A 24,557-nucleotide genomic window follows, 5' to 3' on the forward strand; every position below is an offset into this window, starting at 1 on the left:
TCTCCCGAAAGACTTACGACTTGGGCAGGTACGACGTGTCGTAGGCGTCCTCCGGCGTGACGGTCTTCTCCAGGAGCCCCTGGTCGTACATGAAGTCGGCCATCCGGGTCCAGGTCTGCGGGTCGATCGCGCCCAGCTCGCCCTGGTCGTTCCTCATCAGCGGCGCGGTGGCCTTGAGCACGGCGCGGGCGTTGTTCCGCTGCTTCTCGCCGCGCAGCCCCGGTACGTACTTCTCGCTGAGCTTGATCGCCTCGTCCTGGTGGTCGATGGCATAGCGCAGTCCGCGCAAAGAGGCGTCGACGAACTTCCCGATGTCGTCCCCGCGCTTGTCGAGCGTCTTCTTCTTGGCGCCCAGACCCACGCCCACCAGCGGATCTCCGGCCGTGCCCGAGTCGAGGGTAATCGACCGGACATCCTTACCGGCCTCCTTGAACGAGACGGCGTCATTGTTGAGATAGCCCATCACCCCCTCCACCTTGTTTCCGGTGAGGGCCGCCTGCTGGGTGAAGCCGATGTTCTGTACCTTGGCGTCCTTGGTGGAAAGGCCGCCCTCCTTGAGGAGCGCCAGCAAACCGAAATAGGTCTCGCCGAAGGGACCGGGTGTGCCGATCTTCCGGCCCTTGAGGTCGGCGGGGGTGCGGATCTCGGAATCCTTGGGCACGATCAGCCCCACCGGATATTTCTGGTAGAAGGTGGCGATGTCCACGACCGGCACATTCTTGGCGCGCGCCTGGAGCATCTCGTCACCGCCCGCGTAGATCACATCTTCCTTGCCCGAGGAGAGGGCGCCGAAAAGATCTTCGGCCGCGCCGTGGTGGCGCAGCGTCACATTGAGTCCGGCGTCCTTGTAGTAGCCCTTTTCTGCGGCCACATAGAACGGCGAGAACTGGATGTTGGGGGTGTAGGTCAGCCCCACCGTGATGCTTGTCCCGCCCTTGGCCCCCGCGTTCTTCGGCTCCTCGGCGCATGAGGTCAAAGCGGCAAGGGCCACCATCGACGCGAGGGCCGCGCCCATGACCCGGTGTCTGCGAGCACGCCTCATGGACGTCTGCACGAAACGCACGTACTTCTCCTCTGGGATCCTCTGGGATGAAAGTTGTCAGTCGCGCTGAACGAGCCGCTCGACCAGGCGGACCACTCCGTACAGGACGGCGGCGAGAAGGCCGAGCATGACGAGCGTCGAGAACAGTCCGATGGTGTCGGCCTCCTGGCGCTGCACCGACAGCAACTGCCCCAGTCCGTCGCCGCCCATCACGAATTCGCCGACGACCGCGCCGGTGATGGAGAGCGTGAGGCCGTTGCGCACCCCCGCGAGGACGCTGGGCAGGGCGAGCGGAAGCTCGATGTACCAGAGCATCCCCCACCACCCCACCCCGTCCACCCGCGCGGCCCCCATCACATCGGGGTCCAGTGAACGCAGCCCCAGCACGGTGTTGACGAGGATGGGGAAGAAGACCAGCAGCGCGCAGAGGACCGCGATGGGCAGCAGTCCGTAGCCGATCCACAGGGCCAGCAGGGGGGCCAGCGCCACCGCGGGCATGGCCTGCGAGGCGGCCACATAGGGCTGGAGTGCCGCCGCCGCCAGCTCACTGCGGGCGATCAGATAGCCGAGCGGCAGCGCCACCGCGATCCCGATGCCGCTGCCCGCCAGCGCCTCCCACACCGTCTCCTTGGTGTACTCGACGAGATCACCGTGGAACACGTCGTCGAGGAAATGCCGGGCGAGGTCGAGCGGAGCCGGAAGATAGAACTCCGCAACGGCGCCGGTCCGGGTCACGATGTCCCAGACGACAAGCAGCAACAGCCCGAATACCAGCGGCGGCAGCACACCCCGGAACAGCGTTCTCCGCCGGTCGGCGGAGGCCGCGCCAGATGTCGCTCCGGTCATTTTCCGGCTGTTATCGGACCGTGACTTCTCACCATTTCCGCCGCTGTCGCCGGTCTTTCGCGCATGTCCCGGTCGGGGTGAATGCGGCTCGTCCGTACTCGGCCCGCCGTCCGCGCCCGCCGTGGCGGTCGCGCCCCTTCCGTGCCCTTCGGTCATCCCCAAATCCCCTTGCATTACCGGCTGTTGCCAGATCTCGGCACGCCCGCAGGCAACCTATCGCCAGCACGCTCCGGATCACAATGTCGATGGGGAAAACGAAATTATCATGTGGACGTATTTCCAAGGATGCCGAGCTCAGTGGCGCGCACCCCCGCCTGGAAACGGGAGTTGGCCTCCAGCAGCTCCAGGATCCCGGTGACATAGCGGCGGTAGGTACGCACCGAGATCGCCAGATCGCGGGCGGCGGCCTCGTCGGTGACCCCGTCGCGCAGCCGGGCCAGCACCCGGCGGACCATTTCGGTACGGGCGCGGTTGCCGAAGTCGAGCGGGCGGGCGGCGGGCACCGCGCCGCCCCAGATGGAGCCGAACATGCCGTAGAGGGTGGCGACCACCACCGGGTCCTCGATGACCGAGGTCTGCCGCCCCTCCTCGGCCTCGGTGCACACCAGGGCGGTCCGGCCGTCGGCGATCACCGCGGTGGGCAGCGCCACCGCCGCGATCCGCACCTGGACGGGGGGCGGCGCCGCGGCGGGCGCCTCGGCGGGCGGCGCGGGCCCGGGGATGGGCCGCGGCATGGGCCCGTGCGACGCCGCTACGGCGGCCCCGGGGCCGGTTCCGGATCCGGCGGGCCCGGATCCGGTGGGCCCGGAACCGGCGGGCCCGGAGTTGGCGGGCCCGGAGTTGGCGGGCCCGGAGTTGGCGGGCCCGGAGCCGGGAGCGGATCTGCCGCGCAGCACCCGCACCCCGACCGGCTCGCCGAGGTCCTCCACCAGTGCGCCGAGGGCAGCCTGCACCGGCGCCATCCGGGCCGAGCACTCGGGGAAGACGGCGTCCACGCTCCGCCCCGCCTGGCCGATCACCTCCTCGGCGGCGGCCAGGAACGCGGCGTCCGCCACCCCCACCTCGGTGAACCGCGCGTCCCGGCTCCGCCGGGCGCGGTGCTGGATCACGGTGGACTCGATGAGGTCACGTACCTCCCGTAGCGTCCCCTCCAGCATGTCCCCCGCGAGCGCGGCCTCCGGTCCAGGATCGCGTCCGCGGTCCTTCATGTCGACATTCCCGTACTTCCCGCCCCGTGACGTGGTCAAGGTCTCGAGCGCCGTCAATGACGGCCGGGCAGCAGCCCCATTTCCACCGCCCGTACCCCCGCCTGGAAGCGGGAGTTGACCCCCAGCTCCCGCATGATCTCCGCGACGTACCGGCGGTAGGTGCGCAAGGAGACCTGCATCGTGCGCGCCGCCACCTCATCGGTGTGGCCGGTGCGCAGACACTCCAGGATCCGCCGTACGGACTCCGGGCACAACCGCCCACCGAGCCGCGGATGGTCCGCGAGCGCGACGGCGTTTCCCCAGGTCCCGGCGAACATCATCTCCAGGGCCCGCACCGTGGCGGCGTCCTCGACAAGCGATGCCTGGCCCTGGCCCCGCCCCGGCTCCGACGGTCCCCTTCTGAGGTAGACCACCTGGCCGTCGATGAGCAGCGCCTCGGGCAGTGGCGGCAGCCCGCCGTCGCAGATCCGGATCTCGCACCGCGGATCGTTGCGCGCCAGCGCCCGTACCGCGCTGGAGGCCAGCACCGGCTCCTCGCACAACAGCCGTACGACGACGGCGCGCCGGCTTCCCCTGGCCGGGCGGGCGAGCGCGGCACAGACGGCCCGCGTCTGCTCCTCGTTGCCCGGCAGCACCACGTTGACGGTCCGCTCGGCGCAGTCGACCAGGGTGTCGACCACCTCGGCGAGCGGCACCTTCCCCAGAGCCGTCCCCGCCCAGGAGTCCTGGGCCAGCTCCCTCCGGTGCCGGGTGACCGTCGACTCGATCAGATCACGGGCGGCCAGCAGCGCGTGCTCGACATAGTCGACGGCGGCTGACGAGGGAGTCTCCGTGCTCAGCGGCGAAGGCTCGGACACCTCCACAAGACCAACCATGACTTCCCCTGCCGGGCGACAGTGACCTGGTTATGCGAATACCGGCCTGATTCTCGTCAATTCCGCCGCCCCGAATTGCGGAGGCGGCATTGTGCGAAATCCATGACGACACTAATTCGCGCACAGCTACCACGTCAACGCGGGGCGTGAGGTAAAGAGTTGACAAAATCGGGTACGGCGACCCGCCTCATGCGGTCGCGCCACCGATGCGCCGGGGGCGCGTGTCCACAAGTTACCGGCGAGTCGGGGTTCCGGATGCGGCGGCACTACGGACCGCAGCGATTCGGCTCCGTTCGACGACACGGAGTGGCGGCCGGTGTCCGGTTGCTGCCAGCTCGGCACCGGACGTCCCCTCCCCCGGTCCCCCTCGCCCAGGGAGCCGCCGCAGGTATCAGCCGAAGCTGATCGGCCCGTTGAAGTCCCGTCCCTGGATGACCGGCCCGGTGATGCGGGCGTCGCCCGCGATGGAGTTGTGCACGGCCCCGGTCTCCCCGGCCGCCTCGCCGTGCTCCCGCATCCAGGAGGCCAGATCGCGGCCGAACTCCGGGTCCCGCCGGGCCCGTTCGACCAGCAGCTCGGCCAACTGCCGCAGCCGCTCGCCGTCGTCGTACGGAATCGCGACCGGCTCCGGCTCACCGGCCGGCTCGCCCTCGCCGCGCCGCAGCACCCTGCGGACCAGCGTGCCGAAGGACTCCAGGGCCCGCCGCCCGGCCTCGCCCCCGGCACCCGACACCGCCGCGTTCACCGCCGTGACCAGCGCTCCCGCCGTCACCGGATCCATGGCCCACCCCCTGCCCTCATGCGCGGCTCCACGCTACCGGCGCCGCCGGTCACGGTTCCACCGATTCCGCGCGCAGGGTGAACCAGACCGTCTTGCCCGTCGGGGTGAGGTCCGTGCCCCATTCATGGGCGGTCTTGCTGAGCAGGAACATCCCCCGGCCGCTCTCGGAGAGGAAGTCCGGCTCCTTGACCACCGGCAGCGCCGCCTCGAAGTCGCTGACCGCCGCGCGGATCCCGTGCGGAAGCCACTCCAGGGTGAGGACACATTCGGGAGAGGCCGCGTGCTTATGGACGTTGGACAGCAGCTCGGTGACGCACATCCCCGCCGCGCTGATCAACTCCTCACGCCCCCACAGCCGCAGGCGCGCACCGACGGCACGGCGAATGTCGGCAAGCATCCGTGGATGGGCGCGAAGGCGCAGTTCGTATCGCTGCGAGATGTTCTCAGCCATATGATCCGGGGCCCCTCCACACCACGGCGCGCTGCCGTGTCCCCTATCGATCCTGGCCTATGGAACGTCCCACTCGCAATGTTTCGACCCAGTCGCACAAGACTGGCATATGCCCGGCTGGTAGGCGTAGTTGGCAATACGACAGACTGTAGACATGTCCTACCAGCCAGTGCCCACCGTTCGGCGCAGGCGCCTGGGCTCCACGCTGCGAAAGCTGCGCACCGAAGCGGGCATGACACTGGACGCGGCGGCAGCGACGCTCAACGCGGCGGCGAACGGATCGGCCGACGCCCGCCGCTGGACCGCGCCGAAGCTCTCCCGGATCGAGAACGCCAACGCCACGATCCGCGCCGCCGAGGTCGAAACGCTGCTGAGGGCCTATTCCGTCACCGACCCCACCACCCGTATCGCCCTGGAGGGACTGGCCAAGGACGCGGGCAAGCGCGGCTGGTGGCAGACCTACCGTGGCGTCGTCGCCCCCGCCTACGCCGACTACATCTCGCTGGAGAGCGACGCGGAGAGCGTCCGCGACTACGCCCCGCTGGTCGTCCCCGGTCTGCTCCAGACGGCCGACTACGCCCGCGAGACCATCGCGGCGAACGCCGTGGCCCGCACCGCGACCGAGGTCGACGCCCTCGCCGAGGTGCGGCTGGCCCGCCAGGCCGTCCTCACCCGCTCCCGCCATCCGCTGCGGCTGTGGGCCGTCATCCATGAGGCGGCGCTGCGCCGCCGGTTCCCCGGCCGGCCCGGCATCATGACCGCTCAACTGCGGCGGCTGCTGGAGGTGGCCCAGTGGCCCACGGTCACGCTCCAGGTGATGCCGATCGACGCGGCGCCCAACCCGGGGGACGCGGGCGCGTTCACACTTGTGGCCTTCCCGGGTCCGATGCCGGATGTGGTCACGCAGGAGAACCTGCGCGGCCCCTCGTACGTCGAAGGAGTCGACGACGTCAATGTCTTCGCCGACGCCTTCGGCCATATCGTGGACTGCGCACTGTCCACGGATGACACGAAGGCCCTCATCGCTGGTCTGGTATGAGAAAGAGGGCCCCACATATGAACACCTCTGAAGCGGCCACACACCACCGCCCCCACTGGCGCAAGTCCTCGTACTCCGCGGGCGAGGGCCAATGCGTCGAGGTCGCCGTCACCGGCGGCCATGTCCAACTGCGCGAGAGCGACGCCCCCGGCACCGTGCTGACCACCGTGCCACCAGTTCTGGCCGCCTTCGTCCGCAGCGCGAAGGCGGGCGCGTTCGACGCCTGATCGTCACGTCGGTGCGGTGCCGTCCCGGGACGGCACCGCACCCACCCGCACTACCGGATCGACCGGACAACGATCAGAACTGGACGTCCGAGCAGGCATAGAAGGCGTTCGAGGTGTCCGCGATGGTCCACACGGCGAGAATCACATGTCTGCCGCTCTTACCGCCCGGGATGGTGCCCGAGTGGGAGAGCGTGGACGGCGGACGCTGGCCGTTGTACGGAACGGTCAGGAAGGGCTGGGACTCCAGGCTCGCACGGGTGAGCTTCTGGCTGGGGTTCCAGCCGTTCTTGGTGATGTAGTACTTGAAGTCCGTGGTCGCGTGGGAGGCCGTGAACCGCCAGTTGAAGGTGTAGCTCTGGCCGGAGGTCATCCTGGTCGCGGGCCAGTTGCCGCCCCGCGGGTCGTCGAGCTGGGAGAACCGGCTGTTGCCACCCGCGCAGATGGTGCCGTCCGCGGGACCGCCGGACGGGAAGCCCTTCGGGCCCTCTACGCTCTGGGGCTCGTACTGGATGTCACCGCACCCGGTCACCGTGCCGTTGGCGCACAGCTTCTGGCGGCTGATGGGTGAGTCGGTGTAGCCGTGGCTGGAGGCGCTGCCGCCGGTCGCGAGGACGGAGATCGCCGCGAGACCGATGCCGATGACGGCGGCGCTGATCTTCTTGCGCATGCTTCGCTCCTGAAGACGTGGGGAGTGCTTCGATGAGCCGTGCACGGCGGTCTAGACCAAGTTGAGAGTATCCAGGGCGAATAGTCATGTCCATACCAATGCCGCAAGGCCGCGGCGGGCCTCACGACGTCCTGACCACCGTCCGGGGTCGGGTAGGATTTCCACGTCAGCAGGCGCCGCTAGCTCAGTTGGTTAGAGCAGCTGACTCTTAATCAGCGGGTCCGGGGTTCGAGTCCCTGGCGGCGCACCAGCACCCATATCGCTGACCTGGGCGTCCTCGGCTTCCGAGGACGCCCTTTAGGATTTCGCATATGTCTCTGTCGCACGCACTGCTGGGCCTCCTCGCCATCGAGCCCGCGAGCGGCTACGAACTGAGCAAGGAGTTCGAGCGCGACCTCGGGCGGTACGCCTGGCAGGCCGGCCATACGAGCGTGTACCCCGAGCTGATCCGGATGGCGGAGCAAGGGCTCGTCGAGGTGACGCATGAGGGCGCTCGCCGCAGCCGGACCTACGCGGTCACGGACAAGGGCCGCGAGGAGCTGAGGGAGTGGCTGCTCGCGCCATGGGGGCAGGGCGTGGTGCGCAATGAGCAGGTCCTGCGGCTGTTCCTGCTCGAAGCGCTGGAGCCGGACGAGACCGTCACCGCGCTGCGCGGCCTTCTCGAGCACACCGAGGGGCGCATCTCCGAACTCCGCAGGCTCCGCGAGGAACAGGACGCCGAACCACGACAGGGCCGCGACACCCTCGGGCAGCTCGCCGCCGAGTACGGCCTGCGCCAGTACCAGGCGACTCACGACTGGGCGCTATGGGCCATCGAGCACGTGAACAAGCGCCAAGGACCCGATCCGGCATAGCCCCCGCCACCGCGGGCCGTCACCTCCAGTCGCTCAACCGGCGCGCCCGCCGCTGCCTGCGAGCGCGGATGAGGTCCAGCGGATCGCCCTGACGTCCGTCGGCGTACGGCGTCGCCGGGCCGGCGCCGCCCGGCCGTCCGGGGGCCTCGTCATCCAGTGGCGGAGGCGCGAACCGCTGTGACACCTGTTCCGGGAACGTCCTGCCGTCCCGCTCCGGGGCGAACGCCATACCGGAGGACATCACCCGCGGGACGAGGACCAGCGCCTGTCCGAGCCGGTTGACGCCCAGCATCAGCAGGATGGTCGCCGAGGACGCCGCCACCTTCGCGTCCACCACGTGGGCGACGGCCATCATCCCCACGCGGGTGACCACCAGCAGGGCCCACAGCCACAGGCCGACCGCCGGCATCCGCGCCCACAGCACACCGGCGCGCCGCTCCAGCCGGATGGTCGCACCCTGGGCCGCGCCGATACCGGCGGCCAGCAGGGCGCCGACGACCAGGCACACCACGTCGATGGAGGTCGGATGGCGGTCGTGCCGGCTCAGGTCGGCTATGCCGATCACGGTGAGGACCACAGGGAGCAGCATCAGCCGCCGGCCGGTGAGCGCCTCTCCCCGCAATTGGCGCGCGATGAGGGCCACGACGACCGCCACGGCGGCCAATACCTCGAAGAAGCTCATGCGCTTCAAACTACATGTCACTCTCGACATGTCAAAGCTGATATTGGGCAGCAGTGACTACACATTCCCAGCGACTTGACATGTCAGCTTCGTAGTATGCAGAGTCCCACCGGGCCGCACCCGCGCCCGCACTCGAAATGAATCAGGAGCCATTGACGGTGAAGTCTCTGCACGGAATCGACATCGAGCGGATACAAGCGTTCTCCGACGCGGTCTTCGCCATCGCCATCACGCTCCTCGCCCTGGAGATCACGGTCCCGGAGCATCTCCCCACGGCCGAACTCGGGCACGCGCTGAGGGCGGAGGCGCTCCCGTCCGCCGCCGGATATCTGCTCAGCTTTGTCGTGGTCGGAGCACTGTGGATCGCGCATCACCGGCTGTTCCGGATGACCAAGGCGGTGGACGGCCCGCTGCTCTACCTGGATCTGGCGCTGATGGCCCTCGTCGCCGCCCTGCCGTTTCCGACGAAGATCGTCACGGAGTACCACGGCAGCGCGATCGCGACCTCGCTGTACGCCGGCACGATCGCCGTGGCCGCGCTGCTGATCGCGGCGATGGCGACCCGTCTCCTCCAGCGCCCCAGCCTGCGCGGCAGCGACATCCCGCGCGCGCTGTTCACCCAGTCACTCCAGCACGCGGCGGGTGTCGCGCTCGTCTTCGGAAGCTCGGTGCCGGTGGCGGTGATCATCTCGTCCGACGCGGCGGAGTACTGGTGGCTCCTTGCCGTTCCCGTCCGGTATTGCCTCGGACGGCACCACATCAGCACGAGCAAGCACACGGCGGTCGCGTCGTCACACCCCGCCCCGTGATCACGGAGACGGTGAACTCGGGTCACAGAGCCCCTTTATGACGACCCCTCAGGGCAGTCGGACCCCCGCCCGCCGAGTCCAGAGATAGTGACCAGCAACACATCTCAACCCTCTGTATACCGAGCTCATTGCACATGAGTCGCTTTATCCCCTCATTGGGGACGTCCTTCGACGCACCCCATACCTCCTCCGTGACGACCCTCCGGCGGAGGGTCCGACTCCGCTCCCCAGGCTTGCCCAGACCTCTTGTCCAAGGCCATGACCAGTGCATATGTTCCGTGCGACACAGCGCGGAAAGCGCTTGTTCCCGCGTCCGGGCCTTGGGGAGAGGCCCCGGCGATCTCCGCTTTCAGCAGCCTTTACGGGAGGGGTACGTCCATGTCCACGATCCTCAGATCCACCGTCGGTGCCGCCCTCGCCTCCGCCGCGGCGGCCGTACTCACCCTCACCGCGCCCCAGGCGTCGGCCGCCGAGCGCCCCGCGGCGCCCAGCGTCAAGGTGGCGCCGACCGCCTCCGCCGAGACCAAGGCGTTCGCCAAGGCCAACCCGGCGCCCACCGCCGCCGCCGCGACCGTCTGCGGCACCGGCTACGCGCTCAACAAGGTCATTCCGCTGCCCGTCGGCACCGACCCGAGCCAGCGCCTGGCCACGCTGTTCTCCTATACCAACGGCGGCAAGGGCTGTGCGATCCTCGACAACAACTACGGCGCCTCGCAGTACATGTACCTCAAGGTCTGCAAGGTGGACGGCACCGGCTGCGACACCGACTCGGGCAACTTCAGCCAGTACGCGGGCCCGGTCTATGTCTCCAGCCTCGCCTGCGCCCCGGTGACCGCCAAGATGGGCAAGACCTCCAGCAGCCTCTATATCGACTACAAGTCCGACTACGTCTTCGCGTGCAACTGACCCCCGTCAACCGGCACTGAAGGAGACGTCATGGCCGACGCCATGGTCATGCGGGCGCAGCAGTTCATCAACGAGACATACGCCGGGAAGCTGGGCATTCCGGCACTCGAGATCGACGGGAAGACGAGCTGGACCGTGATGTACGCGCTCACCCGGGCGCTCCAGTACGAACTGGGCATCACCAGCCTCTCCGACAGCTTCGGCCCCACCACCCTGAGCACGCTTCAGTCGAAGTACCCGAAGCTCAACGCCAGTACGACGCCCTCGGCCAAGTTCACGAAGATCGTGCAGTCGGGGCTGTACTGCAAGGGGTACAACGGCGGCGGAATCGACGGAGTGTTCAGCTCCACGGTGGCCGGCTCGATCACCGGGCTGATGACCGACATGGGTGTGGCGGGCGTCTTCGAGGCGGGCAGCCTCGTCCCCAAGGTCTTCAAGGGGCTGCTCACCATGGACGCCTATATCGTCACCGGTGACGGCGGGGCCGATATCCGCACGGTGCAGCAGTATCTCAACGCCAACTACATCAAGCGCCAGGACTACTTCGTCATCCCGTGCGACGGGCACCACTCGCGGACCGTCGCCAAGTCCATGCTGCTGGCCGTGCAGTACGAACTCGGCATGGCCGACGGGGTGGCCAACGGAAACTTCGGCCCCGGCACCCAGTCCGGGCTGAAGCAGCACCCCGTCTCCTCGGGCGAGACCAGCACCTGGGTGCGGCTGTTCTCCGGGGCGATGATCCTGAACCAGCGGCCCAATGTGCCGTTCAGCTCCACATTCGGATCGGCGCTCGGCTCGGCGGTGAACAGCTTCCAGAGCTTCGCCAAGCTGCCGGTCAACGGCAAGGGCGACTACTCCACCTGGGCCTCGCTTCTGGTCTCCTACGGCGACCAGGACCGCCAGGGCCAGGCATGCGACGGCGTCACCAAGATCACCCAGGCCCGCGCCAACACCCTCAAGGCCGCCGGGTACAAGTACATCGGCCGCTATCTCACCAACCCCAGCACCACCGATCTCCCCGAGAAGGCCATCCAGATCGGCGAACTCCAGACCCTCGCCGACAACGGGCTCCGATGCTTCCCGATCTACCAGACCTTCGGCCGTGACGCCTCGGGCTTCAACTACGCCGCCGGCAACGCGGCGGCCATCGCGGCGGCGAACGCGGCCGATGACCACGGCTTCAAGGACGGCACCCGGATCTACTTCGCCGTGGACTTCGACGCGTACGACTACGAGGTCACCGACAATGTCCTGCCGCATTTCAAGGGCATCGTGGACGGCATGGCCATCGCCGGGAACCGGTACAAGATCGGGGTCTACGGACCGCGCAATGTGTGCATCCGAGCCTCCGAGGCGGGCCATGCCACGGCGAGCTTCGTCTCCGACATGTCCAGCGGCTTCTCCGGGAACTACGGCTATCCGCTGCCGCCCAACTGGGCCTTCGACCAGATCGTCACCAAGACCATCGGCTCCGGCGACGGCTCGATCAACATCGACAACAACATCGCCTCCGGTCTGGACACCGGGCAGGGGTCCTTCAACCCGCCGGTGGCGTCGATGCCGGACAGCCTCTTCAACCAGGCGTATTACCCGGGGCTGCTGGCCGACGTCCGGTCGTATATGCAGTCCATCGGCTTCGCCGAGGACGACGGCAAGATCTACACCACCGGCCAGTGCCTGGAGACCATCATCGCCAGGGATGTCGCCGTGACCAATACGGCGCGGGCCTACGGCATGCGCAAGGCGCTCATCCAGACGACCGCGTTCTGGGAGTTCCGGCACTACGGCAACGAGGACCTGATCAAGGACGCGGGGGTGTGGCTCTACCACAACGGCTATGTGCCGGACTGGGCCAAGGACTTCCCCAAGGTGGACGCGTTCCGGGACAGCAGCACCGGAGTGGGCCAGATGTTCGGCCGGGCGGGCGTTCTGTGCTGGAACAACTCCATCAGAAGCGGTCTGGTGACCGGCACCCCGAAGGACCCGGACAAGGACTCCGACATCTTCTCGGTGTGGGACAAGCTCCGTACGGACAACGACTTCGCCCTCACCTCCGTCGGCCACGCGCATATCTGGGGAGCCGACGGCAAGCCCGGCGGCACCGCCGCGGAGCAGGAAACCGGGATCCGCCGCCCCTCGCTGGACTACAAGGAGTCCGAGATCTACGAGGTGCTGCGCCGGTACCAGGGATATGAGGAGCCCGCCTTCACCGATGCCAGGAAGCGCATGCCCCTCTACTACATCTTCGAGAAGTACAACAGGATGATGCGGTGAGCGAAGAACCTTCCCTACTGGCGGCCGATTCGGCGGGCGGGCACAACTCGATCCTGCTGCTCTTCATCTGCCTGATCGGGGTCATCGTCATCTTCACCCTGATCGGCATACTCGGCTCCGGCGTCGCCAAGCGCACCGGCCGCCGGAAGACCCGGGCCGACTGGCTCGGGGGAATCGCCCTGCTGTCCGTCTGCGCGACCATCGCCCTGTACATCTGGGGCGCACTCCACGTGATGTTCATGGAGAACGACAACATGCGCGAGGAGTGCACCCGGGCGGGCGGCGCGGCGAAGGCGGCTCAGGTCGACCGCTATGAGGCGCACTACCTTCCCCTTCGCTTCACCTGCCATCTCGACGAGGGCGGAAGTTACGACGCCGCGGTCCCCGGATACGTCAACCCGGCCCTGGCCATCGCCTTCATCCTGGCGATCGCCACGGGCGCGGTATCCGTGGTGGCCCGCGACCAGGACCGGTCCACCAGCCCTACCGTCACGAGGGGACGTTGAATGAGCGTGTTCGACCCATCGCGTAGGCAGCTCCTCATCCGCTCCGGTGTGCTGGCCGGCGCGGCGGCGCTGGCCTCGCTCCCCGGTTCGGCCCTGCTGGCGACGCCCGCGTACGCCGCGTCCTCGCACTCCAAGACGCCCACCGGAGAGGAGATCCGCAAGGCATACCGCCGCTTCCAGGCGAACCAGGCCCGGGTGCTGACGGGCAGACCGAGCCCGAACGGCTGGGAGATGGAGAAGGTCACCGACGGCGGCGGAACCATCTGGTCCCGTCCGGTGCCCGGCACCCCGCTGGAGGGCGTCACCGTCCGCATCGGCGCACCGGAGGCCGTGCTGGTCCATGTGATCCGCCGGTTCCACTACGAGATCGACGAGCTGCGCAAGGGCGATGTGGTGGGCTGGCGCAGCCCCGGCACGGTCCGCAAGGGGCTGCCGGAGGGCAACCAGGCGTCCGGTACGGCGGTCCGGATCCGCCCCGGCCACTATCCGCGGGGCGTCAAGGGCGGCTTCTTCGCCCACCAGGAGGTCGTGATCCGCGACATCCTCGCCGAGCTCGACGGGGTGGTCCGCTGGGGCGGGGACGACCGGAAGCCGGACGAGTCGCTCTTCTACCTCGCCGTGAAACCCGGCGATCGGCGGCTGGCCGAGGTCGTGGCCAGGCTGGGCCGCTGGCGCGAGACGCCGGGCAGCGGGGCGGGCGCCCCGGTCGACGTCCTCGCGCCGAAGCGGCGCAAGGCCGCGACGTCCTTGGCCCGCAGCCAGCGCGCGGCGGCCTGACGAAGTTCCGAAGTTCAACGAAGGACCGGGGAGCCCCCGGCGCGTGGGGCGCCGAGGGCTCCCTTCTCACGATCAGCCGCGATCAGCCGCGATCTGCCGTGATCAGCCGCAGGGGGGACAGGGCGTGCAGTCCCGGACCATGACGTCATCGATGACCGGCCCGTAGGCGCTGTCGTTGGTGCTGGCGAAAGCCAGCGTCGTGGAGGTGCCGCGCGCCACGAAGGTCACCTCCCGGGTCACATAGCCCATGTTCGCGAACGTCTTGCCCGTGACGTCGAAGCTGAAGTCCTGGAAGTTCTGCCCGTCCACCAGCACCTTCCCGGTCCGCACCGTCGGGCCTCCCGCCGGATTGCCGGCCAGGGAGTACGTCACCGAGTACCGCTTCCCCGGGACCGTGGTGAAGGTCTGCGCCACGGTCCCGGCGCCCTGACCGTTGAGGTCCACGGACTGGCCCCCCTCGGCCGCCTGCCAGAAGCCGTCCCCGATGTGGTCCACGTTTCCGGCCGTGACCTTCCACGGCCCGATGGACGCGCCCGTCCCCAGGTTCACGAACGTGTTGGCCGCCACCGTGGGCGTCTCGAAGCTGCCGTCGTCGAAACGGCTGACGGCGGCGGCCGTCGCGGTGCCGGTCCCCATACCGGCGAGCACCCCGGCGACGGCGACCGATAAGACAAAGATGCGAATAGGCGACATGTTCCCCTCCAGTGCGACACATTCGGCAATGCACCGAATTGATGGCGCAGCAGAATCTTCCGCACCGGAGGCACCCACGCCAGAGCCGGAGCCCCGGCGCACCGGGGCGCGCATCGGGGCGGACGCGGCGGGTGCGCCGGTCCATCGCGCCGGCCGCCCCTCGGGGAGGGGGTGTTGAGTTGCGCGGCTCGGTCTGGCGCGGCGCCGTCTCGCGCCTTCGGCGCAATTGAGCAGCGGGGCAGGGGGTGGGGGGCTCGGCCGCGTCGCCGGGCGCCGGGCGGCCGGAGGTGGCCGCCGGTGGCGGCTACGGTCTTCCGGGGCGAGGCCGTTGCCGGACTGCCGGACCGCCTGCCGGGGGGTGGGGTACCCCTCTCGAAACTGTTTGACAAGTTAGTTGCTTCAGATCAAGCGTTTTTTAGGGGGGTACCCGGAGGGGCCGTTCAAGCCGGGCGACCCGCAGCCCGGATCGGTTCGAGCCCCCACACCGCTGAGCCGCCACGGCGCCAACCCCCACCGGCCCGGCGGCCGGCGGCGAGGCCCCGGCCCCCATCCCCCGGCCCCATGCTCAAAGTCACCTCGCCTCGGTGATCCGCGCCCATACGGTCTTGCCCGGCCCCCTTCGCTCCCTGATGCCCCAGCGGTCCGCCACCGCCTCGACCAGCATCAGCCCCCTCCCCTCCTCGTCGTCCGACGAGGACGCCTTCGGCACGGGGCACTTCTCGTGGGTGTCGCTCACCTCGATCTCCAGGACGCCGCCCCGCTCGTCGTACGTCAGCCGGACCACGAAGTCCCGTCCCGGTACGCGCCCATGGAGCACCGCGTTGGCCGAGAGCTCGGCCACGACCAGGATCGCCGCGTCGTAGCCGCCCACCCCCGGGGCGAACCCCCACGCGGTGAGTTGATGGACGGTCAGCAGCCGGGCGAGCCGGGCGCCGCGCCGGGTGGCGGAGAATCGCTGCGCGAACGTACGTACGGTGACGGGGACTTGGCCCTGTGGTGCGGTCATGGCGGAAGCGTCCCGGCCGGGCGGCGCCCTCTGCCAGGCACGACACCCACCCAGTTTCGCTGTACCAGTTCACCGCCTGGACCGAATCGGTCACCGCCCGTGACGATATGAGGATGACAAAAGACAGCGAACCGGAAACGTCGTAGCGCCTCAAGACCTTTGGCGCGGTCCTTAAGGCGCTACGGGACGAGGCGGGGCTGACGCAGGAGCAGTTCGCCCCACGGGTCCGGTACTCGGCGACGTACGTCGCGAAGATGGAACAGGGCAGGCGCTTCCCGCCGAAGGAGCTGGTCCCGCGCGCGGAGGAGGTCCTGGGCGCCCCGGCCGCGCGCGTGCTGGGCGCGGCGTACCGCACGTTGACACGGAAGGTGGGGCTGGCGTCGTGGTTCTTACGGTGGGCGGGGATCGAGGAGGAGGCGTTGACGCTCCTCGCTTATGAGTGCCGGGTAGTACCGGGGCTGCTTCAGCCCGAACCGTATATCCGCGCGATCTTCGAGCGGCGTATACCGCATCACGCCGAGGAGCAGATCGAGCAGGGTGTCGCTGCCCGTCTGGCCAGGCAACGATTGTTCGCTGAACGACCTCACACCTCGTTCTGCTTCATCATCGAGCAGGCCCTGCTGGAGCGGTACTTCGGGGGATCCGAGGTCACCAAGGCGCTTCTCGATCACCTCCTTGAAGCGCAGCAACGCCGCAATGTGGAGATCCAAGTCATGCCGCTGCGACAGGAGGACCACTTCGGGTTCGAGGGACCCATGTACCTCGCCGAAACGTTGGACAACCAGTGGGTCGGCTACGTCGAGGGCCAGGAGAACAGCCTGCTGATCACAGACCCCAAGGACGCCAGTGCGATGCTTCGGCGCTATGGCAAACTGCGCTCACAGGCTCTGAGCCCTCAGGCCACAACGAGCCTGCTGGAGCAGATGCGAGGAGCGCTATGAGCGGCACGACCGAACTCGACTGGTTCAAGAGCAGCTACAGCGGCGGCGCGGGCGACAACTGCGTCGAGGTCGCGTTCACCGAGCCCGGCTGGGCCAAAAGCAGCTACAGCGGAAGCGAGGGGGACAACTGCGTCGAGGTAGCCATACGCACCACGGCCGTGCACGTCCGCGACTCCAAGGACACCGGCCGAACGCCACTCACCGTCTCCCCCGAAGCCTGGGCCGCCTTCATCGCGCACATCTGACCTGCTCGCGCCGCCGCCGCTAAGCTGTTCGGATCGGAGGTGGCGGTGGCGGCGCACTCGAGTTCGCATTCGCGTTCCCATTCGCGGGGGATGACGAACGACATCCAGGAACGCATCAAGCGGCTGATCATCGACCAGCGGCTGCGCTCGGGCGCTCCGCTGCCCACCGAGACCGAGCTGATGGAGCTGCTCGGCGTCAGCCGCAACTCCGTGCGCGAGGCGCTCAAGGCGCTCCAGGCGATGGGGCTGGTGGAGATCCGGCACGGCTTCGGGACGTACGTCGGCCCCATGTCGATGGCGCCGATGATCGAGGGGTTGATCTTCCGTACCGTCGCCGGGCACTACCGGGGCGAGGACAGCCTCCTCGAACTTCTCGAGCTGCGCGAGGCCGTCGAGACCGGACTGATCGCCCGGCTGGCAGGCCGCATCCCGGAGGCGGATCTCGCCGAGCTGGACGCGGTCGTACGCCGGATGGAGGCGGAGGCGGCCGAGGGCTCGGTGCGAGCCGAGACGGACCGGGCGTTTCACGCCGCGCTCTACGGGAGCCTGGACAACACGCTGCTGAGCGAGGTGCTGGAGGCGTTCTGGGACGCCTTCCACCGGGTGCGCACCGACCTCGTGGACGTGCCCACCGATCCGAAGGTCACCTGCAAGCAGCACCGGGAGATCCTGGAGTCGGTGCGCTCGGGGGACGCCCTGCGGGCCGAGGACGCGATCCGCGACCACTTCGGGAACATCCGCATCCGACTGCGTTCGGCGCATCGCGACTAAGCAGGTCGTGACGCCTGCGGCGGGCTGCTCCCCTCCCCGCCCCTTCCCACAACTGGGGCTCCGCCCCAGACCCCGCTCCTCAACCGCCGGAGGGGCTGGAAGGTGGGGCTGCGCCCCCAGACCCCGGGGTCCAGGGGCGCAGCCCCTGCCACGCGGCGGAGCCGCACATCGATACCGCGGGAAGGGGCGGGGAGGGGAAAGACGCACCGGACACCCCATGGGCCGATTTCAAGCCGGGAGTCCACGCCCACCCCTTGCCCACCTTTGTCTGATAAAAATATCGTTCGCACTTGCGATCGTCGATAGGTGTTCGACCCCCTGACACGGTGCGCTTCGACGGCAACTCCCCTGGTGCAGCGGATCATTGAGGTACGCCCAGCGGGAGAACCGCAGCAGGGCTTTGTTTACCATGCAAAGATCCGGAACGTAGCCATTCCATGTCCGTAAGGTCGGCTGCCTCCACTATCGTTCCCCTGCGGCCGAAGGGGGGCCGGGGGCCGACAGAACGTGACGGCACGCACTCAGTCATGCGTGCGGGGGGATGACTCATGACGTCGACGCCGACTGGCGCCCGCCATCCGTCGTACGGCGGGTACGACTCGTCCACGACTACGCGCCTACGCATCCCGAGGCAGCACCAAACCGGGCCGCACCGGCCCCGGCCCCGGCGACGACGGCCGCTGCCGAAGTACGACTACGAGCACTACAGCAGGCTCGCCGGACCACTGACCCAGCCCGAGCCCGGCACAGGCACTCCGTACCGCGTGCGCTACCGCAGCCTGCTCGCCGAGGAGCCGCACCGGATCCGCGCGGCGCTGCTGCTCGGCGCCGCGCCGCTGGTCTCGCTGGCGCTGCTGATCTGGCTGATGCAGCCCGCGCACTGGACCAGCCGGGAGGGCACCAGCCCGGTCCTGGCGGTCATGGACGTGGTGATGCTGGTCTCGATAGGGCTGATCGAGTTGTTCCGGACGATGAACGTCGCGTCCAACGCGCATGCGACGCTCGTCGCCCGCGACCCCGTCCCCGTCGTGCCCGAGACCGGCACCAAGGTCGCCTTCATCACCACCTATGTCCCCGGCAAGGAACCGCTGGAGATGGTGCGCAAGACCCTGGAGGCCGCGATCCGGGTCCGGCACCGCGGCGTGATGCATGTCTGGCTGCTGGACGAGGGGGACGACCCGGAGGTCAGGGAGGTCTGCCGACGGCTGAACGTCTATCACTTCACCCGTAAGGGCGTCGAGAAGTGGAACCAGCCCAAGGGCCCGCACCGGGCCAGGACCAAACACGGCAACTACAACGCCTGGCTGGACGCGCACGGCGAGGAGTACGACTTCTTCGCCTCCGTGGACACCGACCATGTGCCGCTGCCCAACTATCTGGAGCGGATGCTCGGCTACTTCCGCGATCCGGATATCGCCTTCGTCGTCGGCCCGCAGGTCTACGGCAACTATGACGCGGCCGTCACCAAGGCCGCCGAGAGCCAGCAGTTCCTCTTCCACGCGCTGATCCAGCGGGCCGGGAACGCCTATCGGGCGCCGATGTTCGTGGGCACCAACAACGCGGTGCGGATCAGCGCCATCAAGGGGATCGGCGGGCTGTACGACTCGATCACCGAGGACATGGCCACCGGATTCGAGCTGCACCGCCACCGCAATCCGGCGACCGGCCGCCCGTGGGGCTCGGTCTACACCCCCGACGTCCTGGCGGTCGGCGAGGGGCCGAACGCCTGGACGGACTTCTTCACCCAGCAGTTGCGCTGGTCACGCGGGACCTACGAGACGATCGTCAAGCAGTTCTGGAAGGCGCCGTTCTCGCTGCCGCCCGGCAGGCTCTTCAACTACTCCCTGCTGGTGATCTTCTATCCGATGTCGGCGCTCAACTGGATCCTGGCCGCGCTGAGCTGCGCGCTGTTCCTGGGCTTCGGCGCCTCCGGCGTCGAGATCGACCCCGCCATCTGGATGATGCTCTACGGCAATGCCTCCGCCCTCCAGATCGGTCTCTATGTCTGGAACCGGCGGCACAACGTTTCTCCCCATGAGCCGGAGGGGTCCGGCGGTGTCGCCGGAATGGTGATGTCGGCGCTGGCCGCGCCCATTTACGCCCGCTCGCTGCTCGACACCGTACTGCGCCGCAAGAGCCGCTTCGTGGTGACGCCGAAGGGCGACTCCGCGAGCCCCGACACCCTCTTCGGCACCTTCCGGACCCATCTTTTCTTCCTGGCGGTCTTCGGCGGGTCGCTCGCCTCTTCCTTCTACTTCGGTCACAGTCATCCAGCGATGACCGTTTGGGCATCAATTGCCCTGGCTGTCACAGCCGCGCCGATCATCGCCTGGCGGTGGACCGTCCGCCAGGAGAAACGGAACCCGCAGCCCGCCCTTGGGGGACGATAAGAAGTGAAGTACCGACCGAGTCGCCGCACCCGTCGCTTCGGGATCGGTGCGGCGGCGATCACCGTACTGGCCGGGATGAACGGCCCGGCTCTCTACCGTTTCAGCTCGGACAAGTACCACGCGTACAAAATCAACCAACCGGAGTACAAGGCGGAGAACGGCCACTGGGATGTGGTCGACGTCCCCGAGCAATACCGGATCAATACGATCCACGCCGCCCTGCTGCACACGGGCAAGGTGCTGCTGGTGGCCGGCTCCGGGAACAACGCCAAGAACTTCGCCGCCAAATCCTTCCGCAGCGTCCTATGGGACCCGGAGAAGAACACCTTCACCAACATTCCGACCCCCAAGGACCTCTTCTGCTCCGGGCACTCCCAGCTTCCGGACGGAAAGCTCCTGGTGGCGGGCGGCACCCAGCGCTACGAGAAGCTCAAGGGCGATGTCGAGAAGGCGGGCGGACTGATGTTCGTCCACAACGAGAACCCCGACAAGCCCAGGACCTTCCCCGCCGGGACCCGCTTCACCGGGAAGGAGAGCGGCAAGACCTTCGTGTCCAAGGACCCGCTTCTCGTTCCGCGCGCGACGAAGAAAACGAACAAGAAGACCAAGAAGGTCACGGTCAGCGCGAGCACGGCGCGGGTCTATGTGGAGGCGCTGCGCAAGGGAAGGAAGCATCAGACCGGCACCGAGGACAATTACCGGATCGCCGGGCTGAAGGGCAAGGACCGGCAGAACTTCTATGGCATCGCGCAGAAGCTGTCGTTCGACAAGAAGGACTTCCAGGGCATCAAGCAGGCGTATGAGTTCGACCCGGTGGCCGAGCGGTACATCCCGGTCGATCCGATGAACGAGGCCCGCTGGTACCCGACCCTGACCGGCCTTCAGGACGGCAAGGTGCTGGCGGTCTCCGGGCTGGACGAGATCGGCCAGGTGGTCCCGGGGAAGAACGAGATCTACGACCCCAAGACCAAGAAGTGGAAGTACCTGCCCAAGAAGCGCTTCTTCCCGACGTATCCCGCGCTGTTCCTGACCGGCAAGGGCCGGATCTTCTACACCGGCTCGAATGCCGGATACGGCCCGGACGACAAGGGCCGCACCCCCGGCATCTGGGACCTGAAGAGCAATCGGTTCGACGTGGTCCCGGGCATCAGCGACCCGGACGCCCTGGAGACCTCGATGTCCGTACTGCTGCCGCCCGCACAGGACCAGCGGTACATGGTGCTGGGCGGGGGCGGGGTCGGCGAGGACACCAAGTCCACGGCGAAGACCCGGATCGCCGATCTGCGTGCCGATAAGCCGCGCTTCGAAAACGGTCCGGAGCTGTATGCGAAGGCGCGCTATCCGAGCAGTGTGATCCTGCCCGATGACACCGTCCTGACCACCAACGGCTCGGGCGACTACCGGGGCCGCGGTGACACCAACGTACTCAAGGCCGAGCTGTACACCCCGAAGACCAACACCGCGCGCTCGGTGGCCGATCCGCTGGTGGGCCGCAACTACCACTCGGGGGCGCTGCTCCTGCCGGACGGCCGGGTCATGACCTTCGGCTCGGACTCGCTCTTCGGCGACAAGGCCAACACCAAGCCGGGCGAGTTCCAGCAGCAGATCGACCTCTACACCCCGCCGTATCTCTTCCGCGACTCCCGTCCGAAGCTCACCGACACCGAGCCCAGGACGGTCAAGCCGGGCGCGAAGACCACGTACCGGACCGCGCACGCATCGGCGATCACCAAGATGCGGCTGATCCGGCCCGGGTCCTTCACCCATGTGACCAATGTCGAGCAGCGGTCGATCGCGCTCGACTTCACGCGGACGAGGGACGGGGTGACGGTGACACTGCCGAAGAACGCGTCGCTGATGCCGCCGGGGTGGTACATGCTCAACGCGGTGGACGATCAGGGCACACCGTCGAAGGCGGTGTGGGTAAAGGTGCCCGCGCCGAAGAAGAAGTGACGGCAGGCCGGCTGTCCCAGCCGGCCTAGCCCGTCCTAGCTGTCCTTACGATGGGCGTTACGGGCGAGATCGAGCGCGTACCGGGGCCACCACCGACCCGCGGTGGGACCGCCCTTGCAGGTGCCGTCCGACTCGCCCGGACGCTTGATCCACAGATAGGCGTCGACCAGCTTGTCCCCGGTGTCGGTGGTCGGTCGCTCGCCCAGCGCCCGGCCCTTCGGATTGCACCACGCCTGCGGGTCGTTCTTGCCGGGGGCCGGGCCATTGCCGTTACGGCTGGTGTCGATCACGAAGGGCTTGCCGCCGGTCAGCGCGGACAGCCTCTTGCCGTACGCCCTGTTCTCCTGGGTCGTCTGGTAGTTGGAGGTGTTCAGCGCGAAGCCGTCGGCCTTACGGATACCGGCCCGCCTCAGCGGCTCGACCATCCGGCGCGGGTCCTTGATCCAGTGGGGGTTTCCGGCGTCCAGATAGACCTTGGTGCGCGGCAGCCCCTTGAGCTTGTCCACAGCGCCGGTCAGTAAGTCGTACCGCTCCTCATGGAACTGCTTGGGCGTACAGCCGTCCACGACGTGCGGCAGCGCGTCGGGCTCCAGGATGACCGTCGCACGGCGGTTGCCGATCCCCCGGACCGCCTTGTCCAGCCAGGTGCGATAGGCGTTGCCATCGGCGGCGCCGCCCTTGGAGTACTGCCCGCAGTCGCGGTGCGGGATGTTGTAGAAGACCAGCAGCGCGTCCCGGTTCACCTGACCCGCGGCCGCGGTGAACCCTCGCGCCTGCCCCTCCGGATCGTCCACCCCGAGCCACTCGGCGACGGGCTGCTCGGCGATCTTCTGTATCAGCCTGGCCTCGCCGTCCGCCCCCTTCTTCCGATACGCCGCCACCTGCCGTGCGGCGCTGCCATCCGGATTCACCCAGTAGGGAATCGTGGCCTTGGGCCGCTGCTTCGCCTGCCCGGCGAGGGAAGCGTGATCGCTGTCCCCCTTCGAGGCCCCGAAACACCCGGAGAGCAACACACACGAGAGCAGCGCCCCGGCGCCGGAGAGCGCGCGAGTGCGGACGCGGATGGTACGGGCAACGTGGCGCGAACGGCCGGTGCAACTGCCGTACATCCACTCCCCCTTGGGCGCACGCTCAGGGGAACAGACGGTAATCCCCCGGCAGGACAAGACCGGTCGAATCAATCCTTACACACCGCCCCGAACCACCGCGGCCTCATCCACAACCCACCCGGTTTTTCGCCCGTACGCCATGACGCGACGCGCTCGGCGGGCGGGGCGGAGCCCGGCCCCGAGCTCCGGGGCGCAGCCCTAGTGCGCATTGCGGCTTCCCGCCGACACACCGTGGGCGGAGCCCGTCGTGCCGGTCAGGTAGGCCGAGACGACGACGTTCGCCGTATACGTTCGCGTCGAGCGGTCGAACTTCCCTCCGCATGTGATCAGCCGCAGCTCCGCACGGTCATGGGACCGCGACCCGTACACCCGTCGCGCGTCGAAGTGCTTCTCCGGCACCACCTCGACGTCCTCGACCGTGAACTCCGCCGTCGTACCGTCCGATCGCCCGACCCGTACCCGCTCCCCCCGCTTGAGGTCGCTCAGCCCATGGAAGACCGCCGGTTTGCTCTTCGTGTCCAGGTGACCGACCAGCAGCGCGGCGCCCGGGGAGCCGGGCTCGGGGCCGGCGCGGTACCAGCCGACCGTGCCGGGGCGGCTGACGGACGGGGGCCGCACGGCTCCGTCGCGGTCGAGGCCGCTGGCGACGATGGGGGCGCGGACCCCCGCCGCCTCGATCACGACCCGCTTCGGCCGCGCGGCCGCCAGCGGGACGTGCGCCGGGGGCAGCGGATGGGTGGGCGGCCGTCCGACCGCGGCCACGTCCCCGGTCATCGGGGCCGGACCGCCCGTTCCCTCCGTGGTGTCCCGGCCCCACATCCACAGGCCGAGCAGCAGCGCCACCCAGGCCACCCCGGTGGCCAGCCGTCCGAGGCCGGAGAAGCGATTCCCGTCCACGTTCCCGTCCATCTCGGTGTCCAAGTCCATGGCGATCAGCCCGCCGTACCGGAGGGATGGCGGCGGCGGTGGACCGCGAGGCCGCCGACGGCAAGGGCCGTACCGCCCGAGAGCACCAGGCCGTACGCCTCCGCGCCGCCGATGTCATCGCGTGCCCGGGTCTCGTCGGGCGCGGTGCCGCCGCCGCCCGCGCGGACGGGGGCGACGGGCGAGGGCGGGCGTTCCACGGCGAGGGAGACCCCTCCCATGGTGCCCTTACCGTCCTCACGGTCCCCGCTCGCGAGGCCGTCCGCGCAGTCGACGGTGACCCGGTGCGCCCCCTTGGTCGCCGTCGAGCGGATCGTCGCCTCGCTGAAGAGCGCGTTCCCCTCGGGCGTCAGCTCCGCGTCGTCCACGAACACCGGTGACGAGGCGGTGGCCTCCCGGTCGGGGCAGCCGAAGGCCCAGACCTCGACCTCGGCGCCGGGGGCGAGGGCGTGTGGACTGATCCGGATCGTGGTGGTGGCGGAGTGGCGCTGGTCGGCGAGGGCCGGGGCGGCGGCCGTCACCGCCGCGACGGCGGCGCATGCTGCGGTACAGAGAGTGAGTGCGACGATGCGCATGGTGAG

The 24,557-nt window shown here is 68.5% G+C and carries 25 protein-coding genes, 1 tRNA gene and 1 pseudogene; 14 read left to right on the plus strand and 13 right to left on the minus strand.

The genetic code is table 11. The annotated features are described in order from the left end of the window. Positions 1-13: 13 nt before the first annotated feature. The 6 genes from ACK1X7_RS19335 to ACK1X7_RS19360 form a co-directional block, all read right to left on the minus strand. Positions 14-1,015: an ABC transporter substrate-binding protein gene (locus tag ACK1X7_RS19335; RefSeq protein ID WP_385144449.1), complete on the minus strand. Its 1,002-nt coding sequence runs from the start codon at positions 1,013-1,015 to the stop codon at positions 14-16. A gap of 84 nt (positions 1,016-1,099) precedes the next feature. Then, positions 1,100-1,663 (minus strand): ABC transporter permease, encoded by a 564-nt coding sequence (locus ACK1X7_RS19340; RefSeq protein ID WP_253209705.1) that lies wholly within the window; start codon positions 1,661-1,663, stop codon positions 1,100-1,102. 488 nt (positions 1,664-2,151) lie between these two features. After that, positions 2,152-3,096, minus strand: a complete 945-nt coding sequence (locus ACK1X7_RS19345; RefSeq protein ID WP_413115403.1) for a helix-turn-helix transcriptional regulator — start codon at positions 3,094-3,096, stop codon at positions 2,152-2,154. A gap of 53 nt (positions 3,097-3,149) precedes the next feature. After that, complete coding sequence (locus ACK1X7_RS19350; protein ID WP_413115404.1) at positions 3,150-3,971, minus strand: helix-turn-helix transcriptional regulator; 822 nt, start codon at positions 3,969-3,971, stop codon at positions 3,150-3,152. 391 nt (positions 3,972-4,362) lie between these two features. Continuing rightward, positions 4,363-4,752, minus strand: a complete 390-nt coding sequence (locus ACK1X7_RS19355; RefSeq protein ID WP_385144443.1) for a hypothetical protein — start codon at positions 4,750-4,752, stop codon at positions 4,363-4,365. Positions 4,753-4,801: 49 nt separating this feature from the next. Continuing rightward, positions 4,802-5,203 (minus strand): ATP-binding protein, encoded by a 402-nt coding sequence (locus tag ACK1X7_RS19360; RefSeq protein ID WP_385144441.1) that lies wholly within the window; start codon positions 5,201-5,203, stop codon positions 4,802-4,804. A 154-nt stretch (positions 5,204-5,357) separates the two neighbouring features. Between ACK1X7_RS19360 and ACK1X7_RS19365 the strand changes: the two genes are divergently transcribed. Both ACK1X7_RS19365 and ACK1X7_RS19370 read left to right on the plus strand, forming a co-directional pair. Next, positions 5,358-6,242: a DUF5753 domain-containing protein gene (locus ACK1X7_RS19365; RefSeq protein ID WP_385144439.1), complete on the plus strand. Its 885-nt coding sequence runs from the start codon at positions 5,358-5,360 to the stop codon at positions 6,240-6,242. Positions 6,243-6,259: 17 nt separating this feature from the next. Then, positions 6,260-6,469: a DUF397 domain-containing protein gene (locus tag ACK1X7_RS19370; protein WP_382956116.1), complete on the plus strand. Its 210-nt coding sequence runs from the start codon at positions 6,260-6,262 to the stop codon at positions 6,467-6,469. A 73-nt stretch (positions 6,470-6,542) separates the two neighbouring features. On the opposite strand, the gene ACK1X7_RS19375 is transcribed toward ACK1X7_RS19370, so the two are convergent. Beyond that, positions 6,543-7,136, minus strand: coding sequence for a lytic polysaccharide monooxygenase auxiliary activity family 9 protein (locus ACK1X7_RS19375; protein WP_385144437.1), 594 nt, complete (start codon positions 7,134-7,136; stop codon positions 6,543-6,545). Between the two features lie 173 nt (positions 7,137-7,309). Here ACK1X7_RS19375 and ACK1X7_RS19380 point away from each other — a divergent pair. Both ACK1X7_RS19380 and ACK1X7_RS19385 read left to right on the plus strand, forming a co-directional pair. Then, a tRNA-Lys gene (locus ACK1X7_RS19380) sits at positions 7,310-7,386 on the plus strand. Between the two features lie 61 nt (positions 7,387-7,447). Next, positions 7,448-7,990, plus strand: coding sequence for a PadR family transcriptional regulator (locus ACK1X7_RS19385; RefSeq protein WP_398160348.1), 543 nt, complete (start codon positions 7,448-7,450; stop codon positions 7,988-7,990). 19 nt (positions 7,991-8,009) lie between these two features. Here the strand turns inward: ACK1X7_RS19385 and ACK1X7_RS19390 are convergent, their stop codons facing one another. Continuing rightward, positions 8,010-8,672, minus strand: coding sequence for a hypothetical protein (locus tag ACK1X7_RS19390; protein ID WP_385144433.1), 663 nt, complete (start codon positions 8,670-8,672; stop codon positions 8,010-8,012). A 158-nt stretch (positions 8,673-8,830) separates the two neighbouring features. Between ACK1X7_RS19390 and ACK1X7_RS19395 the strand changes: the two genes are divergently transcribed. The 5 genes from ACK1X7_RS19395 (at position 8,831) to ACK1X7_RS19415 (ending at position 13,944) form a co-directional block, all read left to right on the plus strand. Then, positions 8,831-9,481: a TMEM175 family protein gene (locus tag ACK1X7_RS19395; protein ID WP_390793532.1), complete on the plus strand. Its 651-nt coding sequence runs from the start codon at positions 8,831-8,833 to the stop codon at positions 9,479-9,481. Between the two features lie 378 nt (positions 9,482-9,859). Continuing rightward, complete coding sequence (locus ACK1X7_RS19400; RefSeq protein ID WP_385144429.1) at positions 9,860-10,387, plus strand: hypothetical protein; 528 nt, start codon at positions 9,860-9,862, stop codon at positions 10,385-10,387. A gap of 30 nt (positions 10,388-10,417) precedes the next feature. Beyond that, on the plus strand, positions 10,418-12,661 hold the full coding sequence (locus tag ACK1X7_RS19405; protein WP_413115405.1) for a glycoside hydrolase domain-containing protein: 2,244 nt from the start codon (positions 10,418-10,420) through the stop codon (positions 12,659-12,661). After that, positions 12,658-13,167 (plus strand): hypothetical protein, encoded by a 510-nt coding sequence (locus ACK1X7_RS19410; RefSeq protein ID WP_385144425.1) that lies wholly within the window; start codon positions 12,658-12,660, stop codon positions 13,165-13,167. Before ACK1X7_RS19405 ends, ACK1X7_RS19410 begins: the two co-directional genes overlap by 4 nt. Next, the gene (locus ACK1X7_RS19415) at positions 13,168-13,944 is read left to right on the plus strand and encodes a hypothetical protein (RefSeq protein WP_385144423.1); all 777 of its coding nucleotides are present in this window, start codon (positions 13,168-13,170) and stop codon (positions 13,942-13,944) included. Between the two features lie 102 nt (positions 13,945-14,046). Here the strand turns inward: ACK1X7_RS19415 and ACK1X7_RS19420 are convergent, their stop codons facing one another. Together ACK1X7_RS19420 and ACK1X7_RS19425 are read right to left on the minus strand one after the other, a co-directional pair. After that, entirely contained in the window at positions 14,047-14,637 is a 591-nt protein-coding gene (locus tag ACK1X7_RS19420) for a choice-of-anchor C family protein (RefSeq protein WP_390793530.1), read from the minus strand. A gap of 571 nt (positions 14,638-15,208) precedes the next feature. Continuing rightward, complete coding sequence (locus ACK1X7_RS19425) at positions 15,209-15,643, minus strand: ATP-binding protein (protein ID WP_413115406.1); 435 nt, start codon at positions 15,641-15,643, stop codon at positions 15,209-15,211. A gap of 107 nt (positions 15,644-15,750) precedes the next feature. Here ACK1X7_RS19425 and ACK1X7_RS19430 point away from each other — a divergent pair. The 5 genes and pseudogenes from ACK1X7_RS19430 (at position 15,751) to ACK1X7_RS19450 (ending at position 21,943) form a co-directional block, all read left to right on the plus strand. Next, a pseudogene (locus tag ACK1X7_RS19430) lies at positions 15,751-16,584 on the plus strand (helix-turn-helix domain-containing protein). After that, entirely contained in the window at positions 16,581-16,829 is a 249-nt protein-coding gene (locus tag ACK1X7_RS19435) for a DUF397 domain-containing protein (protein ID WP_385144415.1), read from the plus strand. Before ACK1X7_RS19430 ends, ACK1X7_RS19435 begins: the two are co-directional and overlap by 4 nt. A gap of 90 nt (positions 16,830-16,919) precedes the next feature. Then, positions 16,920-17,600: a FadR/GntR family transcriptional regulator gene (locus tag ACK1X7_RS19440; protein ID WP_390793528.1), complete on the plus strand. Its 681-nt coding sequence runs from the start codon at positions 16,920-16,922 to the stop codon at positions 17,598-17,600. Positions 17,601-18,148: 548 nt separating this feature from the next. Further along, positions 18,149-19,990, plus strand: a complete 1,842-nt coding sequence (locus ACK1X7_RS19445; RefSeq protein ID WP_390793527.1) for a glycosyltransferase family 2 protein — start codon at positions 18,149-18,151, stop codon at positions 19,988-19,990. Positions 19,991-19,993: 3 nt separating this feature from the next. Beyond that, positions 19,994-21,943: a galactose oxidase-like domain-containing protein gene (locus ACK1X7_RS19450; protein WP_390793526.1), complete on the plus strand. Its 1,950-nt coding sequence runs from the start codon at positions 19,994-19,996 to the stop codon at positions 21,941-21,943. Positions 21,944-21,978: 35 nt separating this feature from the next. Here ACK1X7_RS19450 and ACK1X7_RS19455 read toward each other — a convergent pair whose 3' ends face one another. The 3 genes from ACK1X7_RS19455 to ACK1X7_RS19465 all read right to left on the minus strand — a co-directional run bounded on the left by ACK1X7_RS19455 (position 21,979) and on the right by ACK1X7_RS19465 (position 24,551). Further along, complete coding sequence (locus ACK1X7_RS19455; RefSeq protein ID WP_385145516.1) at positions 21,979-23,052, minus strand: glycoside hydrolase family 6 protein; 1,074 nt, start codon at positions 23,050-23,052, stop codon at positions 21,979-21,981. A gap of 198 nt (positions 23,053-23,250) precedes the next feature. Then, positions 23,251-23,979 (minus strand): class F sortase, encoded by a 729-nt coding sequence (locus tag ACK1X7_RS19460; protein ID WP_385145518.1) that lies wholly within the window; start codon positions 23,977-23,979, stop codon positions 23,251-23,253. A 5-nt stretch (positions 23,980-23,984) separates the two neighbouring features. After that, positions 23,985-24,551, minus strand: a complete 567-nt coding sequence (locus ACK1X7_RS19465) for a hypothetical protein (RefSeq protein ID WP_413115407.1) — start codon at positions 24,549-24,551, stop codon at positions 23,985-23,987. Positions 24,552-24,557 lie beyond the last annotated feature (6 nt).

The organism is Streptomyces sp. CY-1 (assembly GCF_047218265.1).
GTDB lineage: Bacteria > Actinomycetota > Actinomycetes > Streptomycetales > Streptomycetaceae > Streptomyces > Streptomyces niphimycinicus.